Raw genomic sequence first — 19,326 nt, 5'->3', positions numbered from 1 at the left:
CTGCTGAAATCCTCGGAAAAACAGAGGCACAGCTTTTGATGAGGAGGCCAGCAGTCGCGACGGGTCAACGGGGTGCGTAACCTCAGGCAGGCGCTGGCATCGCCGCATCCCGTCTTAACTCACCGGGCGTTGGCGATCCGTCGCGGCATTTCTTCTCCTCGCGGGGCGGCAGGCTTGTAACTTTTGGGTGGCCTGCTTTAGCGGCTCTGCCTTCGCGCAAGGCTTGCGGCGGACGCGGGGCGGCAGGCTTGCAACTTTTGGGTGGCCTGCTTTAGCGGCTCTGCCTTCGCGCAAGGCTTGCGGCGGACGCGGGGCGGCAGGCTTGGCCTTGAACGTACTCGGGTGGTTTGCTGTGAGAATCCTGAAACTCGTCCTCGCCGCCATTCTCGCCATTTCGTTCGGCGGCTGCGCGCTGCGAACGCCGAGAATCGGGGAGCTCCGCGCGAATCCCGGCCGCTATTACAACAAGACCGTCAGCGTGGAGGGTGTGGTCACCAGCTCATGGGGCGTACCGCTGCTGCCCTACCGGCTTTACAAGGTCGACGACGGTTCAGGCGAGCTGACGGTGGTCGCGCAGGGGGGTCGCATCCCGACCAAAGGCGCTCGAGTCCGCGTCAAGGGGCGGGTCAATGAGCTCGCCACTTTCGGCGGTACCGCCGTCGGGCTGCATCTGCAACAGCACAAGCTCGATATCAAGCGCGGGTACGGCTACTAGCCTGCGCGCCGTATCAACCGCAGAATCTTCTACCTAGGCGGCGACGCGGATGGCAACGGCCGTCATGTCGTCGTTCTGGGGCGCCTCCCCGCGGAAGTCGCGGGTCGCGCCCATGATCGCATCGACCATCTGGCGCGCGGTGGCGTCGCGGTATTTGTCGATGACCTGGAGCAGCCGGCGGGCGCCGAATTCACACCCATTCACGTCGAACGCCTCGAAGATGCCGTCAGAGCAGAACACGTAGGTGTCGCCCGCCTTGAGCGGCAGCGTCAGCTCGTCGTACGTGCTCCCGACAAACGACCCGAGTGGCACGCCGGGAAGCTCGATCTGCGCGCACGTCGTGGCGGTGCAGCGCACGGGGTACGGCAGGCCGGAGTTGGCGATGGTCACCACCCGGCGTTTCAGGTCGATGTTCGTGTAACACAGCGTGCAGTAGTACTCCTCGAGCTGTCGCTGGTTCAGGATCGTGTTGATCGACGAGAGCACGCCGGCCGGCGACGATCGCTCCGGCAGGTACTTGCGCCTGAACGTACGGCTCCGCACGAGCTCCGCCGCGAACACGCTGTAGAGGGCCGCCGGCACTCCCTTCCCCGACACGTCCCCCACGGCGACCACCAGCGTGTTCGAGTCGGGCATGAGGAAGTCGTGGAAATCACCACCCAGCTCGCGCGCGGGCTCGAAGGCGGCTGCCACGTCAATCGACTTCAGTTTCTTCGGCAGCTCCGTCGGCAGGAGTGCGGTCTGGACGCGCTGCGCAAAGCGCAGCTCCTTTTCCATCCGCGCCTCGTTTTCGCGGAGCTCCTGGTACAGCCGTGCATTGTCGATCGCCACCGCCGCCTGGCTGGCAAGCAGCGTCAGAATCTCGATATCGCGCTTCCTGAACGCGTCCAGCTCGGGGCTCTCCAGGTCGAACACGCCGATGCACCGGTCCTTCAGCAGCAGCGGGATCGCCAGCTCGGAGCGGACGTCCGGGACGACCGGGAGGTATCGCGGGTCCGCGGAGACGTCGGGGACCAGCACCGGCTCCTTGTGCAGCGCCGCGTATCCCGTGATGCCCTCGCCGAGCTTCACGTTGGGAATCTGCACCTTCTCGCCGTACTGCACGGCGAGCTTCATCTCCAGGATCCCGCGTGGCTCGTCGAGCAGCAAGATGCCGAACGTCCGGTAGTCGATCACCCGCCTGGCCAGCTGCGCGATTCGCGCCAGCAGCTCGTCCACCTCGAGCACTGCCGCGACTTCCCTGCCGATCTCGGCCAGCGTCTCGAAGGCCTCCGCATCCGCGCGCTCGCGCACGAACAGGCGCGCGTTGGCCAGGGCCACGGCGACGTGCGCGGCGAACTGCCTCACGATCGGGACGTCCTCTTCGGAAAACTGCCCCGGCTGTGAGCTGAGGAGGTTCAGCGCGCCGATCGCCCGCGCCTGGTGGATCAGCGGCATCACCAGCTCGGAGCGGATGCCGGGAACGACTTCGACGTACCGGGGATCCGACAGCACGTCGTTGACGAGGATCGGCTGCTGTTCCGCCACCGCGGCGCCGACGATCCCCTGGCCGATCTTCAGCGTGAAAGGTCGGTCACCCTTGGGATATCCGACGCCGCCTGTTTCCCGCAGCTCGCCACGTTTCCCGTCCAGCAGGTAGACGGTGAAGGCATCGAAGCGAATGAGACGGGAGATCAACTGCGGGAGTTGCTGGATCAGCTCGTCGAAGTCGAGCACGGACGTCACCTGGCGTCCGAGGTCGAAGAGCGTGCTGATTAACTGCTGATCGCTGGCGCGAACGGTCATCAAAAAGATGAATTATACTCAGGATTTGGCCATGGACCTGACGCTGCCCCTGGACTACTCCGCGATCGAGCGCATCCTGCCCCATCGCTATCCCTTCCTGCTCGTCGATCGCATCATCGAGCTCGAACCCGACAAGCGCATCGTCGGCATCAAGAGCGTCTCGATGAACGAACGGTACCTGTCGCACGTGGGGCCGGGCCGTCCCGTGCTGCCGCCGACCATTCTCACCGAGGCGGTGGCGCAGGTCGGCGCGATCATGATCCTGGCGAAGCCGGAAAATCGCGAGAAGCTCGCGCTCTTCATGGGGATTCAGCGGGTGCGCTACCGGCGCCCCGTGCATCCGGGGGACGTTGTCGTCATCGAGGCGACCGTCCGGCGCCTGCGCAGCCGGATGGGCGTGCTTCGCGGGGTGGCGCGCGTGAACGGGAAGGTTGCGGTGGAAGGCACCATGACCTTCGCGCTCGGCCCGCGCGCCTGACTACCGCATCACCATCAGCACCATTCCCACCTTCACCGCCCGCGAGGCCCATGCGGCCCATTTCGCGTCGGGCGAGAAATACCGGTACGCGTCGAGAGCGGCGGGGGCAAGCACCAGGACTCCCGCCCACCGTTCGTCCATGCCTCGCGGGCCGAAGCTCGCCGCCAGGCCTCGCGTGTCGCGTTCAGCGGGGCCGGTCCGCGTCAGCGCAGCGCCTCCGTACGCCACCGACGCCAGCACGTTGAATGCTAGGAGGCCTTTGGCAAACGGCGCACGCGCGCGCCGGATATTGGGGCGCGTGGTGAGGAGCCACTCGCTCGTCGCGTGCTGCGCCCAGAATCCTGCGGAGGAAATCGTGAACTCGCGGCGCCGCGACACCGGGTGGTGCGTCACGGCGAAGAACGGAATCCCCAGATAGTCCACGCGCTTCACACCGGGGCGCGCGCCGAACGCCAGGTCGAACGCCACGTGCGCTCCCTCGTGCAGACCCAGTCCGGTCGCTCCACCGCCGAGAAACGTCAACGTGCGTACGACTGGATGGCCTTCCGAGTTCCCACTTGCCCGCTGAGCTTGTTGCGCCGAAGCGCGACCACCGAGCGCGATAACGCCTGCGGCGACTGCAACTAGCGCGCGAATGGTTGCGCGTCGCGCTCCCGTGGCACTCCCGTTGCACTTCGGCTGAGGCGAGAGGAGCGAAACCATGCTCGAAACGATTGCGATCATCCTCATCGTGCTCTGGTTGCTGGGGATGGTCAGTGGCTACACCCTGGGGAACTTCATCTGGGTTCTCCTGGTGATCGCCGTGATCCTGTTCCTCGTGCGCCTGATCAGCGGCCGGACGGTTTGAAGAGCACACGCCTGAGGCGGGGGTGATAGCCGGTGAAATCCCCCTCGCCTTCGTCCTCGGCGACGTGCCGGCGCACCTGGTGAATCTTGGCGTCCAGGTCGTCGACCGCCGCCAGGATGAAGGCCTCGACGGTCATCGGCTCGACGGGTGAGCCGAATTCCTTCGAACCGTGGTGCGACAGCACCAGGTGTGAAATCTGGACGATGAGTGCCTCGGGGAAGCCCTCGATCCGAGACGCTTCATCGCGGACGATCTGCGCGCCGAGCGTGATGTGCCCCAGGAGGTTCCCCGCGGTGGAGTACTGCGCCACGCACTCGTAGTCGAGCTCCTCCAGCTTGCCGATGTCGTGCAGCAACGCGCCGGCGAGCACGAGATCCGCATCGGCGCCGTAGGCCCGCGCGAGCGGCACGGCGACCTCCGCCATCTTCAACACGTGCTCGAGCAGCCCGCCGCGATAGGCGTGGTGCACCATCTGCGCCGCCGGCCATACGCGCAGCCGTTCGCCGTACTTCGCCAGGACCCGTGAGAGCAGCTCGCGCACCCATGGGTTCCGGGCTTCCCGCGCGACAAGCGCCTCGAGCTCCCCCCACATCTCCTCGATCGGGCGCGGCGCGCAGGGGATGCAGTCCTCTTCGCGGAAACCATCGCTGCGGTCGCGCTCCTGCACGCGACGGATCTTGTCCAGAACGAGCTCGAGCCGCTGGTTGTACACGCTCCCCCGCCCCAGGACCTTGACGAACTCGCCGGCATCGAACTCCCCGCGCAGGACGTCAACATCCTGGAAGACTTTCGCGGTGATCTGCCCGGAGTTGTCCTGCAAGACGACCGAGAGAAAGTCTCCGCTCCGCCCCGAGCGCAGCTCCTTGCGGGCACACAGGTAGAAGCCCCAGCCCGCCGATCCGGCGCCGAGGTCCATGATTCGTGGAAGCCTGTTCATCGTGACCGGTTCATTCTAGCGGTTTCCGGAACCCGTTCCTCGAGCGCGGGCGTGCGGACGAACGCCACGCCTGCCAGGACGATTGCGGCCGCCGCTCCCGCGCGGGCGCTGAACGGCTCTCCCAGGAGAAGCATGCCGAGCGCCACGGCGATGATCGGGTTGATGTAGGCGTATAGCGAAACCAGTGCCATGGGCAGGTGCTTCAGGGCGTATGCGTAGGCCGCGAAGCCGCCGATCGCCCCGACGGTTGCCAGGTAGAAAAATGCCGTCACGCTTCGCGCGGAAAACCGCAGATCCTTCCATTCGCCCAGCGCCGTACCCACGGCAAGCAGCATCACGCCCGCAAGCAGCATCTGCAGCGCCGTCGTCGTGAAGACATCCTGATCCTGGGTGTGGCGCTTCGACCAGGACGATCCCCACGCCCAGCCGGCGCACGCGATCTGCAGCGCGACGATCCCCGCCACGAATCCGCTCGCCGTTGCGCCGCCACCACCGAGCTCCGGCCAGACGAGCAGCACGATGCCGCTGAAGCCGATCGTCAAGCCCAGGAGCGCGCGCCCGGTGATGCGGTCGCCTCCCGCCAGCGCTTCGACACCAACCATCCAGTAGGGATTCGAGGCGACGATCACCGCCGTCATACCGCTGGTGACGTATTGCTCGGCCCACACTACGCCGCCATTGCCGAGCACGAGCAGCAGAAAAGACATGACGGTGAGGGGCCACCAGAAGCGGACCGCCGGCAGGCCGCGGCCTCGAGATGCGAGCCCCGCCGCGAAGAGCGCGCCGGCGAGCGTGAAGCGCAGACCCGCCATCAGGAACGGCGGCATCGTCTCGAGCGTGACCCTGATGGCCAGGTACGTGGTGCCCCAGATCAGGCAGACCGCCAGGAACGCGCCGATCGCCTTCTGCCGCTGCGACAATCCGTGCGGGCTCACGGCGCAGTCTCTTCGCCGCCCGCTTCCATCGGCAGAATCGGCGTCTCTTTCTCGGTCCCGAGCACGATGGTCGTGCGCGTGGAGCGCACGCCCGGAATGCGGCCGATCTTCTTCTTCAGCAGCTCGCCGATGTGCTCCGCGTCGCGCGCGCGTACCTTCACGAGGAAACAGTCCTCGCCCGCGACGTGATGCACCTCCAGCGCTTCCGGCATGCGCGCGAGCGTCCGCGCGATCCGCTCCTCGCCGGGAAGATCCGACGTCTGCACGGCAATGAACGCCAGCATCCGCTGGCCAACCACTCCGGGGTCTATGAGCGCCACGTAGCCGCGAATCGCCCCGCCCTGCTCCAGCTTCCGGATGCGCTCCAACACCGCTGAGGGCGCAAGCCCCACCTTCCTGGCGATTTCGACGTTTGAAATGCGGGCATTTATCTGAAGATAATTCAGAATTTTAATATCTATATCGTCTTTTATTCTGTTTATTGCCCTCATATATGAATAATACTTCAGAAACAGATCGAAATATTGACGCCCACCAAGCGCGTGCGCCAACAGTGCAGTCGTGATGAGCTAAACAATTGATATTATTGATGTTGTAATCCGAGAAATGCCTCGCTACTCGAGGAATCCGTACGGCCCTCTGCCCATCCAGTTCCCGCCATCGACGGTGAGCGTTTCTCCAGTGATGAACCCGGCCAACGGCGACGCGAGGAAGGTGACGGCGTCGGCGACCTCGGATGGACGCCCCCATCTCCCCAGGGGCACGGCGCGCGTGATCCTTTCCACCGCTGCGGGCGTGCTCCACAACTGCCGCGCGGCGCCAGGTGATTCGATTGGCCCGGGCGCGACCGCGTTGACGCGGATCCGGTGTTGCGCCCATTCGACGGCCAGCGTCTGCGTCATCGACATCACTCCGGCCTTTGCCGCCGCCGAGTGAATCGTGCCGGGGCTGCCGGTCCACACGTAATTGGCGAGCACCGAGACGATCGCCCCGTCCTGCCCTCGCGAGATGAGGTGACGGCCAAACGCCCTCGCGCAGTAGAAGCTGCCGTTCAGCACGATGCTGATCACCGCATTCCAGCCGTTCGGTGAAAGCTCTTCCGCACGGCAGACGAAGTTGCCCGCGGCGTTGTTCACGAGGATGTCGGCGCGACCGAACGTGCGGACGGCGTGCGCGACCATGGCGTCCACCTGTTCCGGATCGCGGACGTCCACCTGGAACGCGCTGGCCTCCTGACCCGACCGCTGCACCGCGGCCACGCCGGCCTCGAGATGCTCCGCGTTGCGGCTGGCGATGACCACGCGGCATCCGACCGACGCAAGCCCTGTCGCGATGGCCTCGCCGATTCCGGTCCCGCCCCCCGTGACAATCGCGACGCGCCCCTTCAGCAGGTTCTTGTCGAACATGGGCGAAGTCTATCAGCCGGATGGTACAATCCGCCCGCGTGAGGCGGCGCGAGTCTCCATCCTCCCCATCGTCTGCCGACGCGTACCAGCGGCTGTTCGAGTCGGTCCACGAAGGCGTGTACATCGGCCGCGTCTCGCCGGACGGGGCCGCGGCGTCCGAGACGATCGCGGCCAACGCGCACCTCCGGCTCATGTTCGGGTTCCCCGCCGATCCGGCGACCGACGCGCCGCGCCCATTCGATCCCGATCGCTTTTCCGATCCGCAGGCCCGCGAGGCTTTCTTCTCGCGCCTGCAACGCGACGGGTCGGTCACGGATTACCTGCTGCGACTGCGGCGCGCCGACGGCAGCCCCATGTGGGCCGAGGTCACCGCCCATGCCGACGCGCACGCCGACGGCGGGCTGCACGTGGCGAGCCTCATGCGCGACGTGAGCGAGCGCAAGCGGCTCGAGATGCAGGCGCGAGACCTTTACCACCAGTTGCTGCAAGCCGAGAAGATGGCCGCTCTCGGCCAGACGATTTCCGGCGTCGCACACGAGCTGAACAACCCGCTCGCCACGATCCTCACGTGGGCTGAACGGCTCGCAAAACACGACGTGTCAGACGATACACGCCGCGGGCTCGACACGATCCTGCAGCAGTCGGAGCGCGCCGCGCGAATCGTGCGCAACCTGCTGACGTTCGCGCGCAAGCGGCACACGACGCGCACGATGGTCGACCTGAACGCCGTTGTCCGCGAGACGCTCGCGTTGCGCGCCTACGATCAGCGCGTGTCGAACATCGGCACGATCGAGGCGCTGGCGGCGGGGCTGCCGCAAGTCTTCGCCGACCCCCACCAGATCCAGCAGGTGCTCCTCAACCTCGTGATCAACGCGGAGCAGGCCATGCTGGCGGCGAACGGCCGCGGCTCGCTGATCGTCCGCACCTGGTACGACAACGAGCGCGACGTCGTGATTCTCGAGGTCAGTGACGATGGCCCGGGCGTGCCGGACGATGTGCAGACAAAGATCTTCGACCCGTTCTTCACCACCAAGGAGGTCGGCAAGGGAACGGGGCTGGGCCTGACGGTGGCATATGCCATCGTGCAGGAGCACGGCGGGGAGATTCGCGTCACGTCGAACGAGGGGCGGGGCGCCACGTTCACCGTGGAAGTGCCCGCCGGGGTCGGTGCGATGAAGACGCGCTCGGACGCGCCCGGAGCCACCGGCCCGGTCACGTCCGGATCGCTGGCGCTGGTGGTCGAAGACGAGAGCGCCCTGGCAACCGCCGTCGCCGAGGCGCTCGCCGACGCCGGGTTTACAGTGGATCGCGCCGGTGACGGCGAAGAGGCGCTCGCGCGTGTTCGCGAGCGCGCCTACGACGTGATCGTGTGCGACCTGAAGATGCCGCGCGTGGACGGGATGGCGTTCTATCGAATGGCTGTCGAGGGAGCACCCGGCCTCGCCCAGCGAATCATCTTCATGACGGGCGACGTGGCCGGAACCGAGGCCGAGCGCTTCCTGGAGGAAACGGGTTGCCGGTGGCTCGCCAAGCCGTTCCGCCTCAGCGAGCTGCTGCGCGTGGCGCAGGGTATTGTGGCGTGACGCGGCCGGCGGCGCGCCGCGCCACCTGGGGTCGCGTGTAGTTCAGCACCACGCCCCGGCCCCCGTGGTCGGCGCTCGCAGCATCTTTCCTCGGCGCCAGGCTGGCCTTCGCCATCTTCAGGACCGCCCCGATTTCCACGACGTCGCCGCGGGCCTGCTGGCCGCTCGCGCCTTCGGCGCCGAGCGCCTTGCGCAGCCGCTGGATGGCGCGCGCGTGAAGCTGGGAGACGCGCGATTCGTTGACACCGATCTCCGCGCCAATCTGCTTCATCGTGACCTCGCCGAAGTAGTAGAGGGAGACTACCTTCCGCTCGCGCGGCGGCAGCGACATGATCGCCGCCCGAATCCGCGCTTTCACCTCGGAAACTTCGTACGCCTTGTCGGGTGCAGGGGGCTCGGACGGCACCAGCACGGGCGGCAGCGCGGCGGCATCCGGGTGCTCGCCCGCCGACAGCGGGGAAGTGGACTCGATCGTGTGGATGCGCACGATGGTCCTGTTGAGCCGTGCCTCGTCAGAACCCACTCGAGCCGCCAGGTCGGCGAGGCTCGGCTCGCTGCCAAGCTCACGGCGGAGCTGCTCGCGCGCGGCTTCCAGCTCACGCCTGACGCGGCGCACGCCGCGGGGCCAGGCCTCGCGGCGCAGCGCGTCGATCATCGCCCCGCGCACGCGGCGCTCGGCAAACGTCTCGAACTTGATGCCGCGGTCCTCGTCGAAACGGTGCGCGGCGTCGATGAGACCAATCATGCCGTCCTGCACCAGATCGCCGATGTCGATCGAGTGGGGCATCGAGGCGGCGACACGCCGGGCAAGCGACTCGACAAAAGGCAAGCCGGCGACGATCCGGTCGGACTCTCGACTGGTCAGGGGCTGGCGGTGCATCTCCATGGTCTCCTTCCTCCGCGGCACGCGTGGCGGAGGCGAGCCCTGTGATGGCAACGGCGGTACCAGCAGCCCAAGCGTAGAGAGAACGAAAGCCAAGCCCGGCGATAGAGGACACTAACTACTTAATTTACAATGATTTATATGGTGTGCCACTCTGTGAAGAGACGCGCAGCGACGGGCCAGAAGGCGACGTTGTGAGCCAAAACATTGACGCCTGGCTGGGTACTGTGTCCGATTTTTGGCGTTTGACTAACGTTCCAGTCGCTGCCGGATCTCTTTGGCAGTGGTCATCGCGTCGAGCGCGCTGGCCACGACCTGCGCGGCGCGCCGGCGGCTCATATCATCGGCCGCCTTGCGCTCCAGCAGCTCGGCGTTGGCGAGGATAATCCCGAGCTGGTTGTTCAGCCGGTGGAAGAGGGAGCCGATGAGGTCTGCGCCCGGATCGGTATTCTGCACGGAAAGCGGCACTGCCATGGCGGCGCCCGGGGCTAGGACGCCTGTTTCCGTGCGGGCCCCGGCCGGTACGGGCCGGTCTGCACGTCCGGCTCGCGCCAGAGCGTGTCCACAAAGATCCGCACCGATCCGCCCGCGGTCCGGACGTATTCGACCTTCCCGCTGGCCATCCAGTTGTAGATCGTGCGGCGGCTTACACCGACCAGCTCGCACGCCTTCATGATGGAGATCGTTTTCCGTTCGACAGTGATGTTCATAGCGGGTGAATCTCTCGTTCAGTGCAGGTATCGGATGCGCAGATTCGCGCCTGTAGAGGCATTTCTGTGTCAAAATACCGCCGCCTCGCTAAATGACTGATTCGCCGAAGCATCTGCTGCTCGTGGACGATGAGGACGCCTTACGGGAGGTGGTCGCGGAGCGCCTGGCCGACCTGGGATTCGAGGTGCAGCAGGCCTCCAGCGGGGAGCAGGCGCTCGACAAGCTGGCCGAGTTCGCGTTCGACGTCCTGCTCGTCGACCTGCGCCTCCCGGGGATCGGCGGAGACGAAGTCCTCCAGGCGGCGCTCGAACGCTATCCCGAGCTGATTGCGATCGTGATCACGGGGTACGGGACGGTGAGAGACGCGGTCGGCGCGATCAAGCAGGGGGCGGCCGACTTCATCTCGAAGCCCTTCCAGTTCGACGAGCTGCTCCACGTCATCGAGTCCGCGTTCGAGCAGCGCCGGCTGCGCTCCGAGAATGCGTACCTGCGCGCGCAGCTCGAACAGCGCTACCGGCTGGACGGAATCATCGGACGCAGCCCGGTGATGCGCGACCTGTTCCAGCTCCTGGAGACCGTCGCGCAGTCGTCGAGCACCGTGCTGATCACGGGGGAGACCGGCACCGGGAAGGAGCTGGCGGCCAAGGCGATCCACCACAACAGCCACCGGCGCGCGCAGCGGTTCGTGGCGATCAACTGCAGCGCGATTCCCGAGACGCTGCTCGAGGCCGAGCTGTTCGGCCACGTGCGCGGCGCATTCACCGGCGCCGTCGCCACGCGCCAGGGACGGATCGAGCAGGCGCACAAGGGCACGCTGTTCCTCGACGAGATCGGCACGATGAGCCCGGCGCTGCAGGCCAAGCTGCTGCGCGTCCTGCAGGAGCGCGAGTTCGAGCGCGTGGGGGACTCGCATCCGATCAAAGTGGACGTCCGGCTGATTGCCGCCACCAATTCCGATCTGCGCAAGCTCGTCGCCGAAGGAGCCTTTCGCGAGGACCTGTTCTATCGCCTGAACGTGATTCCCGTGCAGCTCCCGCCGTTGAGAGATCGCCGCGAGGACATCCCGGTGCTCGTGCGCCATTTCCTCGAGCGGTTCTGCCGCGAGCACGTGCCGCCGCGCACGCCGCCGTCGGTGGCGCAGGACGCGATGCGCGCGCTCATGTCATACCCGTGGCCGGGCAACGTGCGCCAGCTCGAGAACGTGGCCGAGCGCGCCATCGCGCTCTCGCCGGGGCGCGCGCAGATAGAGCTGCGCGACCTGCCGCCGGAGCTCCAGCAGGCGCAGGACGTCGCCGCGCCGCCGCTGTGGTTTCCGGACGCGGGCGTGGACCTCGAGGCGCACATCAGCGACATCGAGCTCTCGCTCATCCGCCAATCGCTCGAGCGCACCGGCGGGAACAAGCGGCGCGCGGCCGAGCTGCTCAGGATCAAACGCACGACGCTGGTGGAAAAACTCAAGCGACTCGAAAAACGGATGGTGCCGGAGGCCTGACCATTCCCCGCTTCAAGTACTGGACGATCGTGATGGAGAACGCGCCGACGGCGTTCCGCGCCGCTGATGCCGGCGAGCTGCTGCCCACGCTGCGCCAGCTGCAGCGCCGCCACCCCGACGCGGTGATGAAGTGGTTCGAGCGGGGACGCCTGTGGGACTCGCCGGAAGCGGCGCGCGCGCGGCCGCCGGCCAGACAGCTCAGGCCGCGAGGAGACAAGCCCTTTGCTCGCACACATCGTGCTCTTCCGGCCCAAGGCCGGCCTCGCCGCGGCGGACCGCGAAAGCCTCGTCGCCGCGATTGACCGGGCGCATCGCGACATCCCCGTCGTCCGGCGATTCCTGGTAGGGAAGCGCACGATGCGCGGCGCCGGCTACGCCGCGGCCATGCCGGAATATCCGTTCCTGGCGCTCATCGAGCTCGACGACGAGGCCGCGCTGCGGCAGTACCTTGCACATCCCGCGCACGAGATGCTGGCGAAGCTGTTCTGGCACACGAGCGATTCTGCCCTCGCGTACGACTTCGAGATGCTCGCGGCGTCCGCGGCGGGGGGGCTTCTCGCCTGAGTGCGACTGGCGCACACGCGTGTGCGCCCGGCGCCCGCCCTGTACCCGCGCACGCGGGCGCGAACGGCGAAAACAGGCCGTTTTTTGAAGCTTCGCCCCTGGCACTGAAGCGGCTTAAGCAGGGGGCATGCGAAAGCTTCTCTTCGCGCTCATCCTGCTGGGTCTGCCCCTTGTCGCGTCAAGGCCGGCCCTCGCGCAAAACCTCGACCTCGGTAGCGCCGCCAGCGGCACCGCCAGCGAAAGCGCCGGGCCGCCGCTCGCTCGGCCGATCGCGGAGGCCTCCGAATACGAGTGGCTCCGCGACCGCGAACCGAAGCGGCCGGCCGCGCTCGTCGGTCTCTACTCGAGCCTCGTCGCGCTCAACGCGCTCGACGTGTACAGCACGACGCGCGCGCTCGACAACGGCGCACGCGAGGTCAATCCTCTCGTGGCCTCGACGTCCGACCAGCTCGGCACGTCGCTCGCCATCAAGGCGGCAACGACCGCAACGTCGATCTACTTCGCGGAAAAGCTGTGGAAGAAGAACCGCGCGGCGGCGATCCTCACGATGGTCGTGGTGAACGCCGGAACGGCGGCGGTTGTGGCGCGCAATTTCCGGAACGCGCGCTGACTCAGCCGGCGGACTGGCTGGCGTGGGCGACCGCGCCGCGCGTGAGGAAGAACTGCGCGATGGCGTCCCGGAGTTGCTCGATCGACTCGGCCGAGTTGATCGACACGCGCAGGTGGCCGCCGTTCTCGAGTCCCTTCGTGTACCAGGAGCCGAGCGCGCGCAGTTTGTTCACGACCCAGCGCTCCCGCCCACGCGCCGCGGTGGCGCGCATCGCGAAGGCGCCGCCACCCCGTCCGGCCGAATGGCGGAACCCGTCCGCTTCGTCGATCCCTTCCTCCAACAGCAGGTCGATGTAATCGAGCAGGAAGCGGCCGCGATCTTCCAGTCTCACCGGCGGCGGTGAGCCTCCAGCCGCCAGTTCCGCGGCCTGCGCGAAGATCCAGGGATTGCGCAACGCGCCGCGGCCGACGAGCACACCGGCCACCCGGCCGCGCGACAACCGGTCCACCACCTGGTGCGGCTCAACGCAGTCTCCGCTGCCGAAGACCGGGATCGAGACGCTCGCGGCGACACGATCGATGAGGTCCCAGTCCGACGCGCCGCCGTAGGACTGCGCGGCGGTGCGCCCGTGCACCGCCACCGCCGACGCACCCGCGTCCTGCACCATCCTGGCAAGCTCGGGGGCATTGATTTCCTGCTCGTTCCAGCCGGCCCGCATCTTCACGGTCACTGGAATCTTCACCGCGCGCGCCATGGCCTCCACGATCTCCGCCGCGTGCGCCGGCTCGCGCATGAGGCTGCAGCCGGCATTGTGCCTTGCGATCTTCGGCACCGGGCAGCCCATGTTCACGTCCACGATGTCGGCGCCGAGGCCTTCGACAATCTGGGCGGCGCTCGCCATCGTCTCGGGATCGCCGCCGAAGATCTGGATCGCGACGGGGCGCTCTTCCTCCGTGTACTCGGCGTACTCCAGCGTGCGATCGATCCCCCGCACGAGCCCCTCGGCACTGACCATCTCGCTGACGACAAGGCTGCATCCGCCGTGGCGCTTCACGAGGCGGCGGAACGCCGTATCGGTCATCCCGGCCATCGGCGCCATGGCGAACGGCGGTTGCAGTTGAACGTGGCCGATCTTCACCTTTGACCTTTTACCGTGTGCCTTGTGCCTGCTAGTAAGCCCGCACGTCAGCGGCATCCACCTCGACGCTCACCGCCTGGCCGATCAAATCAACCGACAGCACGAGGCGCGCGTGCGCCCCTTTGCGGACGAGCCGCCCGACGACACCCTTCAGCGGCCCGTGCGTGACCTCCGCCATCATCCCTTCGCGGATGAGAGGGCAGGGATCGTACTGGAGATCGCTCGTGACGAGCCGGCGAATGCCGTCAATCTCGAAGTCCGGCACCGGCGCCGGCTCCCCGTCGAATGAGACGATGCTGACCACGCCGCTGCACTTGAGGATCGGCAGCCGCTCGCCCGGCTCGAACCGCGCGAAGCAATACCCGGGGAACAGCGGCCATGCGATCTTCTTCTTCCGATCCTTCCAGCGGCTCCACCGCGTGATGGTGGGCAGGAACACCTCGAACCCTTTGCGCTCGAGCTGCTCACGAACGACGTGCTCGTGTCGCGAGCGCGTCCACACCGCGTACCACGCGGGCTGCCACGCTTTGCTGTTCGGCTGCACGGCTCGTTGACGATCCGGGTCTCGGACGATCGCCCTTCAGGCGCCCGGGACGGGGGTTTCCGCCATGGACTTGATCTTGTGCTCGTACATGCGGCGCAGGTCGTCGTTCTTCCACTCGATCAGCGCCTCCGCACGGACGCGCTGCAGGTACTTGTGGACCTCGCCCCGGCGCTTCTGGTTGAAGACCGCGTCGGCGATCTTGTCGCGAACGTCCTCGAACGATTGGCGCACGTCGGTGGTCGCGGTTTCGAGCTTGATCAACTGGTAGCCGCGGGCGGTCCGCAGCGGCTCGCTCACGTCGCCCGGCTTCATCTTCGCGAGCGTCTCCTGGAGCGCCGGCGCGAGTTCCGACGGCTCGATGGGCCCGATGAGGCCGCCGTTCGCCTTCGACGCCGCGTCGGAGACCTCAGAGGCCACGCGCGAGAAGTCTTCGCCACCCTTCGTCACGCGATCGCGAATTTCCTGGACACGCGCCCGTGTCGCCTCGTCCTGCGCGACGCTCGTCCCCTTCTCACCGGTGGGTGTCATCGTCTCCGGGATGTTGATGAGGATCTCGCGGAGAGTCACGCTCGCCGGGCTCGTGAAGTCCTGCGGGTGCGCTTCGTAGTAGCGCTTCGCGTCCTCCTCGGTGATGCTGATCTTCTGCATCACGTCCACCTGCTGCACGCGATCCACGATCATGCGGCGCTCGATGGAGTCGCGCAGCTCCTGCAGCGTCATGCCTTCCTGTTTCAACGCCGCCTGGAACTGCTCTTCGCTCTCGAGGCGGTTTTCCTTCTTGATGTTCGCGATAATCTGGCTGAACTGCTCGTCGCTCAGCCGGTAGCCGAGCTCCTTGCCGCGCTGCAGCAACAGCATCTCGTCGATCGCGTCCACCAGCACGTCCGGCGTGACCTCGTCGAGCAGCTTCTTCAGTTGCTCGTCGTTGCGGACGTCCGCCTCGCTCATCTGCGGGTTGCGCTGCCGCAGCGCAACGATCTGGCGCTGCTCCAGCTGTGTCTTCGTGAGGATTTCGCCGTTCACCTTCACGAGAACCCGCTCGACGATTTCCGCGGAGGCGGGCAGCACGAGCGCGCCAGCGACGACGATGCCTGCAAAAAGTGTCTTCACAACAACCCCTGAACAATCAATATTTTAGCCTACCGCGAGGCCTTCGCTCAACACCGCCAGCAGCCCGCCGACCCGGTCGAACAGGCCGTTCTGCGCGCGCGGATCTTCCAGCGGCTTCCGAAGGATATCGTCGCGCGAGAAGCCGGGCGTGACCTCTCCTGCCGTCGCCCGCGCGGTCCACCAGGAAACGCCGGTCGAGGCCCGGCGTTTGGGCTCGAGGCCGCGCCGCGCCGAAGCCGCAGGCGAAGGCGGCCAGGTCCGGGCGCCCCTTGGCGCCGCCTCCCGCGCGGCCATCCCCGGGTCCTTCCGCAGGTCGATCTTCAGAATCGTCGGAGGCACCAGCGTGAGATCCCCGCGCGACTGCACCAGCCGGACGAGAAACGCCGCGTCGATCTTCGCGTCCGGCCTGAACTTTAAGACGACGGCCTGTCCCTCGCGGTCGAGCGACTCGATGCCGATCCGATCGGCCATGATGCGAATGCGCGAGTAATCCGCGAGGTTGAGGAGCGTCGCCGGCAGCGCGCCGTAGCGGTCCCGGATCTCGGCGACGACGGCATCCAGTTCGTCGTCGTGACGTGCCGAGGCAATCCGGCGATATACGGCGAGCCGCTGGTTCATGTCGGGGATGAACGTTTCGTCGATCTTGAGATCCGCGCGGAGGTTGACCGCTGCGCGCCGCTCGTCCTCGAGTTCCTCTCCCTTGAGCTCGCGCACGGTCTGCTCGAGCAGCGTCATGTATGTGTCGAATCCGACCGCCTCGATGTGGCCGCTCTGCTCGCCGCCGAGCAGGTTGCCTGCGCCTCGAATTTCAAGGTCCAGGGCCGCGATCCGGAACCCGCTGCCGAGGTCGCTGAACTCGCGGATCGCCGCGAGCCGCTTGCGGGCGACCGGCGCGAGGGCTTCTTCGGGCGGGATGAGCAAGTAGGCGAACGCGTGGCGGTCCGACCGCCCGACCCGGCCGCGCAGCTGGTAGAGCTGCGCCAGGCCGTAGCGGTCAGCCCGGTTGATCACCATCGTGTTCGCGTTCGGAATGTCGAGGCCGTTCTCGATAATCGTCGTCGCGATCAGCACGTCGTGCTTGTTCGCGACAAAGTCGACCATCACGTTCTCCAGCTCGTCCTCGCCCATCTGGCCGTGCGCGACGCCGATGCGGGCTTCGGGCACGAGCCGTGTGATCAGGTTGGCCACCGAGTAGATGGATTCGACGCGATTGTGGACGAAATAGACCTGGCCGCCGCGATCCAGCTCGTTGCGGATGGCGCGCGCGACGATCTGCGCGTCGAACTTCGCGACGCTGGTCTGGATGGCGAGGCGGTCCTTCGGCGGCGTCTCGATCACCGACATGTCGCGAATGCCCACCAGCGACATGTTCAGCGTCCGCGGAATCGGCGTCGCGGTCATCGTCAGGACGTCGACGCGCTTCCGCAGTTGCTTGATGCGTTCCTTGTGCGCGACGCCGAACCGCTGTTCCTCATCGACCACGAGCAGGCCGAGGTCCTTGAAGACGACGTCTTTCGAGAGCAGCCGGTGCGTGCCGACAATGATGTCCAGCTTGCCGGCGGCGAGATCCGCGAGCGTCTGCTTCTGCTCCGCCTTCGAGCGAAAGCGGCTCACCATGTCAATGGTGACGGGGAAGCCCGCGAAACGGCGCGTCAGCGTCTTCAAGTGCTGGAACGCGAGCACGGTCGTGGGCGCGAGGAACGCCACCTGCTTGCCGTCCATCACCGCCTTGAAGGCGGCGCGCAGGGCGACCTCGGTCTTTCCGTAGCCGACGTCGCCGCACAACAGCCGATCCATCGGCGTGGGGGACTCCATGTCGCGCTTGATGTCCGCGACCGCGCTCCGCTGGTCCGGCGTCAGCTCGAAGTCGAATGCGTCCTCGAACTCCTGCTGCCAGTGCGTGTCCGGGCTGAACGCGTGCCCCGCGATCGACCGGCGCGAGGCGTAGAGCTTCAGCAGCTCTTCAGCCATGTCGCGCATCGCCTTCCTGACGCGGCTCTTGGCGCGCTCCCAGGTGACCCCCCCGAGCCTGTCGAGCGAGGGTTTCGCGCCGCCGGTGTACTTCTGAACGAGGTCCAGCCGCTCCACCGGCACGAACAGCTTGTCCTCGCCGGCGTAGCGGAGTTCCATGAACTCCTGGCGGTCGCTCCCGACGGTGATTTGCTTCAGCCCGACGAACACACCAATCCCGTGGTCCACGTGGACGACGTGGTCGCCGACCTTCAGGTCGCGGAAGTCCGAAAGGAACGCGCCCTTGGCCGCCCGCCGCCGCTCCCGCGCGCCGCGCTCTTCCTCGAACAGGTCGGTCTCGGCCCAGATCTGCAGTCCAGCGTCCGGCAGCCGGAACCCGCGGGACAGGCGCCCCGTGGCGACGAGCACGGCGGCGGCGTGCGCGTCTTCCGCGCGGTCGAGGTCCACGGCGACGACGTCGTAGTCGCGAAGCAGCTCGACGGTGCGCTCCGCGCGGCCGTGCGTTCCCGCAAGGAACAGGACCTGATCGTGCCGATCGCGGGCGCGGCGGATGTCCTCCACCCACTCGGAGAGGCGGCCGCGGAACTCGACCGCCGGCTGACACGGGATGTGGCGCGCCGTCGAGTCGCCGGTTTCGACGCCAAGCTCCTCGAGCACGGTGGCGCGCTCGAACAGCGGATCGAAGTGCTCCAGCCCGACGACGATCTCCTCGGGCCGCGGCACCAGCGTGCCGGGCAGCCTCGCGAGCGCGTCCTCGTGACTCGCCGCAATCTGCTCGAGGCGTTTCGTCGCGCGCGCGGCGACGTCGTCCCGTTCAGAGATGAAGACGGACCACGCGCGGCCCCGCGCGAGGTAGTCGAGGAGCGTCGCCGAGCGGTCGGCGTGCGCGTCGCTGAGCCCTGCGTCGAGCTGATCGCGAAGCGGCATGACGCCGGCGCGATCGAGCGTCTCGATGGAGCGCTGCGTCGCCGGCTCGTAACGGCGGAGAGATTCGATCGTGTCGCCGATGAACTCGATGCGGACGGGAAAGTCGTCACCGGCGGGGAAGAAGTCCACGACGCCGCCGCGCACGCAGTACTCGCCGTGTTGATCGACCGGGTCCTCGCGCCGGTAACCGGCATCAGCCAGCAACGCGCCGAGATCGAGTGGCGGGATCTCGATGCCCGCCGACAGTTCCATCGACGTCGAGATGACGCGCGCCGGGGCGCTGACCCGCGGCAGCAGCGCGCCGGCTGACGCCACCACGATTCGCGCGCGGCCGGTGGCGAGCGCGTGCAGGGCGCGCGCCCTGGCGGACGACACCTGGAAGTGGGGCGTCATCCCCCGGTAGGGATCGACTTCAGGAGACGGGAACGGCAGAACAGCGCGCGTGACGTCGGAATCCGAGAGCCCCTCGAGGGCCGACACGAAGAAGCGGGCGTCGGAGGTCAACCGCTCGGCATCGCCGTCGCTGGGCACCACCACGAGGCATGGGTTCTCTGCTGAGGCGGCGGCGACAAACAGCGCCTTGGCGGGCGCCGTGAGCCCGGTCACCCGGCCGGCACCCGGACCGCTGCGCATGCGGCCGGCGGCCGACTTGAGGAGCGAGCGCAGGGTCAGGGAACTGGAAGTCGATTGCACGGCCGAGCCCGTTTCAAGGTCGCGAACCCTTCATTTTATCACGCCGGTCGAGCCCGG

At 67.0% G+C, this 19,326-nt stretch carries 20 protein-coding genes; 7 read left to right on the top strand and 13 right to left on the bottom strand.

Translation table 11 applies throughout. From position 1 onward, the window contains the following. Positions 1-352 precede the first annotated feature (352 nt). Positions 353-715, top strand: coding sequence for a hypothetical protein (locus HYU53_04710; protein MBI2220487.1), 363 nt, complete (start codon positions 353-355; stop codon positions 713-715). Between the two features lie 33 nt (positions 716-748). On the opposite strand, the gene HYU53_04705 is transcribed toward HYU53_04710, so the two are convergent. Beyond that, complete coding sequence (locus HYU53_04705; protein ID MBI2220486.1) at positions 749-2,503, bottom strand: GAF domain-containing protein; 1,755 nt, start codon at positions 2,501-2,503, stop codon at positions 749-751. Positions 2,504-2,531: 28 nt separating this feature from the next. Here HYU53_04705 and fabZ point away from each other — a divergent pair, with 28 nt between their 5' ends. Next, positions 2,532-2,978: a 3-hydroxyacyl-ACP dehydratase FabZ gene (gene fabZ / locus HYU53_04700; GenBank protein MBI2220485.1), complete on the top strand. Its 447-nt coding sequence runs from the start codon at positions 2,532-2,534 to the stop codon at positions 2,976-2,978. Here fabZ and HYU53_04695 read toward each other — a convergent pair whose 3' ends face one another. After that, complete coding sequence (locus tag HYU53_04695; protein MBI2220484.1) at positions 2,979-3,446, bottom strand: hypothetical protein; 468 nt, start codon at positions 3,444-3,446, stop codon at positions 2,979-2,981. It lies immediately after the preceding gene. A 232-nt stretch (positions 3,447-3,678) separates the two neighbouring features. On the opposite strand from HYU53_04695, the gene HYU53_04690 reads away from it, so the two are divergent. Next, on the top strand, positions 3,679-3,825 hold the full coding sequence (locus HYU53_04690) for a lmo0937 family membrane protein (protein ID MBI2220483.1): 147 nt from the start codon (positions 3,679-3,681) through the stop codon (positions 3,823-3,825). Here HYU53_04690 and HYU53_04685 read toward each other — a convergent pair. From HYU53_04685 to HYU53_04670, 4 genes are all read right to left on the bottom strand, one after another. Further along, positions 3,806-4,762, bottom strand: a complete 957-nt coding sequence (locus tag HYU53_04685; protein ID MBI2220482.1) for an HD domain-containing protein — start codon at positions 4,760-4,762, stop codon at positions 3,806-3,808. The two genes, HYU53_04690 and HYU53_04685, sit on opposite strands and share 20 nt — an antisense overlap. Continuing rightward, positions 4,759-5,697: an EamA family transporter gene (locus tag HYU53_04680; protein ID MBI2220481.1), complete on the bottom strand. Its 939-nt coding sequence runs from the start codon at positions 5,695-5,697 to the stop codon at positions 4,759-4,761. The genes HYU53_04685 and HYU53_04680 overlap by 4 nt, the downstream gene beginning before the upstream one ends. Beyond that, the gene (locus HYU53_04675) at positions 5,694-6,170 is read right to left on the bottom strand and encodes an Lrp/AsnC family transcriptional regulator (GenBank protein MBI2220480.1); all 477 of its coding nucleotides are present in this window, start codon (positions 6,168-6,170) and stop codon (positions 5,694-5,696) included. The genes HYU53_04680 and HYU53_04675 overlap by 4 nt, the downstream gene beginning before the upstream one ends. Positions 6,171-6,311: 141 nt before the next feature. Further along, positions 6,312-7,103 (bottom strand): SDR family oxidoreductase, encoded by a 792-nt coding sequence (locus HYU53_04670; GenBank protein ID MBI2220479.1) that lies wholly within the window; start codon positions 7,101-7,103, stop codon positions 6,312-6,314. A 38-nt stretch (positions 7,104-7,141) separates the two neighbouring features. On the opposite strand from HYU53_04670, the gene HYU53_04665 reads away from it, so the two are divergent. After that, positions 7,142-8,686: a response regulator gene (locus HYU53_04665; GenBank protein MBI2220478.1), complete on the top strand. Its 1,545-nt coding sequence runs from the start codon at positions 7,142-7,144 to the stop codon at positions 8,684-8,686. On the opposite strand, the gene HYU53_04660 is transcribed toward HYU53_04665, so the two are convergent. The 3 genes from HYU53_04660 to HYU53_04650 form a co-directional block, all read right to left on the bottom strand. Beyond that, complete coding sequence (locus tag HYU53_04660; GenBank protein ID MBI2220477.1) at positions 8,646-9,566, bottom strand: FliA/WhiG family RNA polymerase sigma factor; 921 nt, start codon at positions 9,564-9,566, stop codon at positions 8,646-8,648. The two genes, HYU53_04665 and HYU53_04660, sit on opposite strands and share 41 nt — an antisense overlap. A gap of 252 nt (positions 9,567-9,818) precedes the next feature. Then, positions 9,819-10,043, bottom strand: coding sequence for a hypothetical protein (locus HYU53_04655; GenBank protein MBI2220476.1), 225 nt, complete (start codon positions 10,041-10,043; stop codon positions 9,819-9,821). A 14-nt stretch (positions 10,044-10,057) separates the two neighbouring features. Then, the gene (locus tag HYU53_04650) at positions 10,058-10,279 is read right to left on the bottom strand and encodes an excisionase family DNA-binding protein (GenBank protein MBI2220475.1); all 222 of its coding nucleotides are present in this window, start codon (positions 10,277-10,279) and stop codon (positions 10,058-10,060) included. A 92-nt stretch (positions 10,280-10,371) separates the two neighbouring features. Here HYU53_04650 and HYU53_04645 point away from each other — a divergent pair, with 92 nt between their 5' ends. The 3 genes from HYU53_04645 to HYU53_04635 all read left to right on the top strand — a co-directional run bounded on the left by HYU53_04645 (position 10,372) and on the right by HYU53_04635 (position 12,946). Beyond that, entirely contained in the window at positions 10,372-11,772 is a 1,401-nt protein-coding gene (locus tag HYU53_04645) for a sigma-54-dependent Fis family transcriptional regulator (GenBank protein ID MBI2220474.1), read from the top strand. 222 nt (positions 11,773-11,994) lie between these two features. Further along, the gene (locus HYU53_04640; protein MBI2220473.1) at positions 11,995-12,336 is read left to right on the top strand and encodes a Dabb family protein; all 342 of its coding nucleotides are present in this window, start codon (positions 11,995-11,997) and stop codon (positions 12,334-12,336) included. Positions 12,337-12,463: 127 nt separating this feature from the next. Next, complete coding sequence (locus HYU53_04635; GenBank protein MBI2220472.1) at positions 12,464-12,946, top strand: hypothetical protein; 483 nt, start codon at positions 12,464-12,466, stop codon at positions 12,944-12,946. 1 nt (position 12,947) lies between these two features. Here HYU53_04635 and dusB read toward each other — a convergent pair whose 3' ends face one another. The 4 genes from dusB to mfd are packed head-to-tail and all read right to left on the bottom strand — an operon-like array spanning position 12,948 to position 19,269. Further along, positions 12,948-14,024 (bottom strand): tRNA dihydrouridine synthase DusB, encoded by a 1,077-nt coding sequence (gene dusB / locus HYU53_04630; protein MBI2220471.1) that lies wholly within the window; start codon positions 14,022-14,024, stop codon positions 12,948-12,950. Between the two features lie 31 nt (positions 14,025-14,055). Beyond that, complete coding sequence (locus HYU53_04625; protein MBI2220470.1) at positions 14,056-14,568, bottom strand: UpxY family transcription antiterminator; 513 nt, start codon at positions 14,566-14,568, stop codon at positions 14,056-14,058. A gap of 36 nt (positions 14,569-14,604) precedes the next feature. Continuing rightward, a complete protein-coding gene (locus HYU53_04620) occupies positions 14,605-15,678 on the bottom strand; it encodes a peptidylprolyl isomerase (GenBank protein ID MBI2220469.1) in 1,074 nt (357 codons plus the stop codon). A gap of 24 nt (positions 15,679-15,702) precedes the next feature. Beyond that, the gene (gene mfd, locus HYU53_04615) at positions 15,703-19,269 is read right to left on the bottom strand and encodes a transcription-repair coupling factor (protein ID MBI2220468.1); all 3,567 of its coding nucleotides are present in this window, start codon (positions 19,267-19,269) and stop codon (positions 15,703-15,705) included. Positions 19,270-19,326: the final 57 nt, after the last annotated feature.

Source organism: Acidobacteriota bacterium, from assembly GCA_016184105.1.
Lineage (GTDB): Bacteria > Acidobacteriota > Vicinamibacteria > Vicinamibacterales > 2-12-FULL-66-21 > JACPDI01.
Note: the sequence above shows the minus strand (reverse complement) of the source record. Positions and strands in the feature narration are given on the sequence as shown.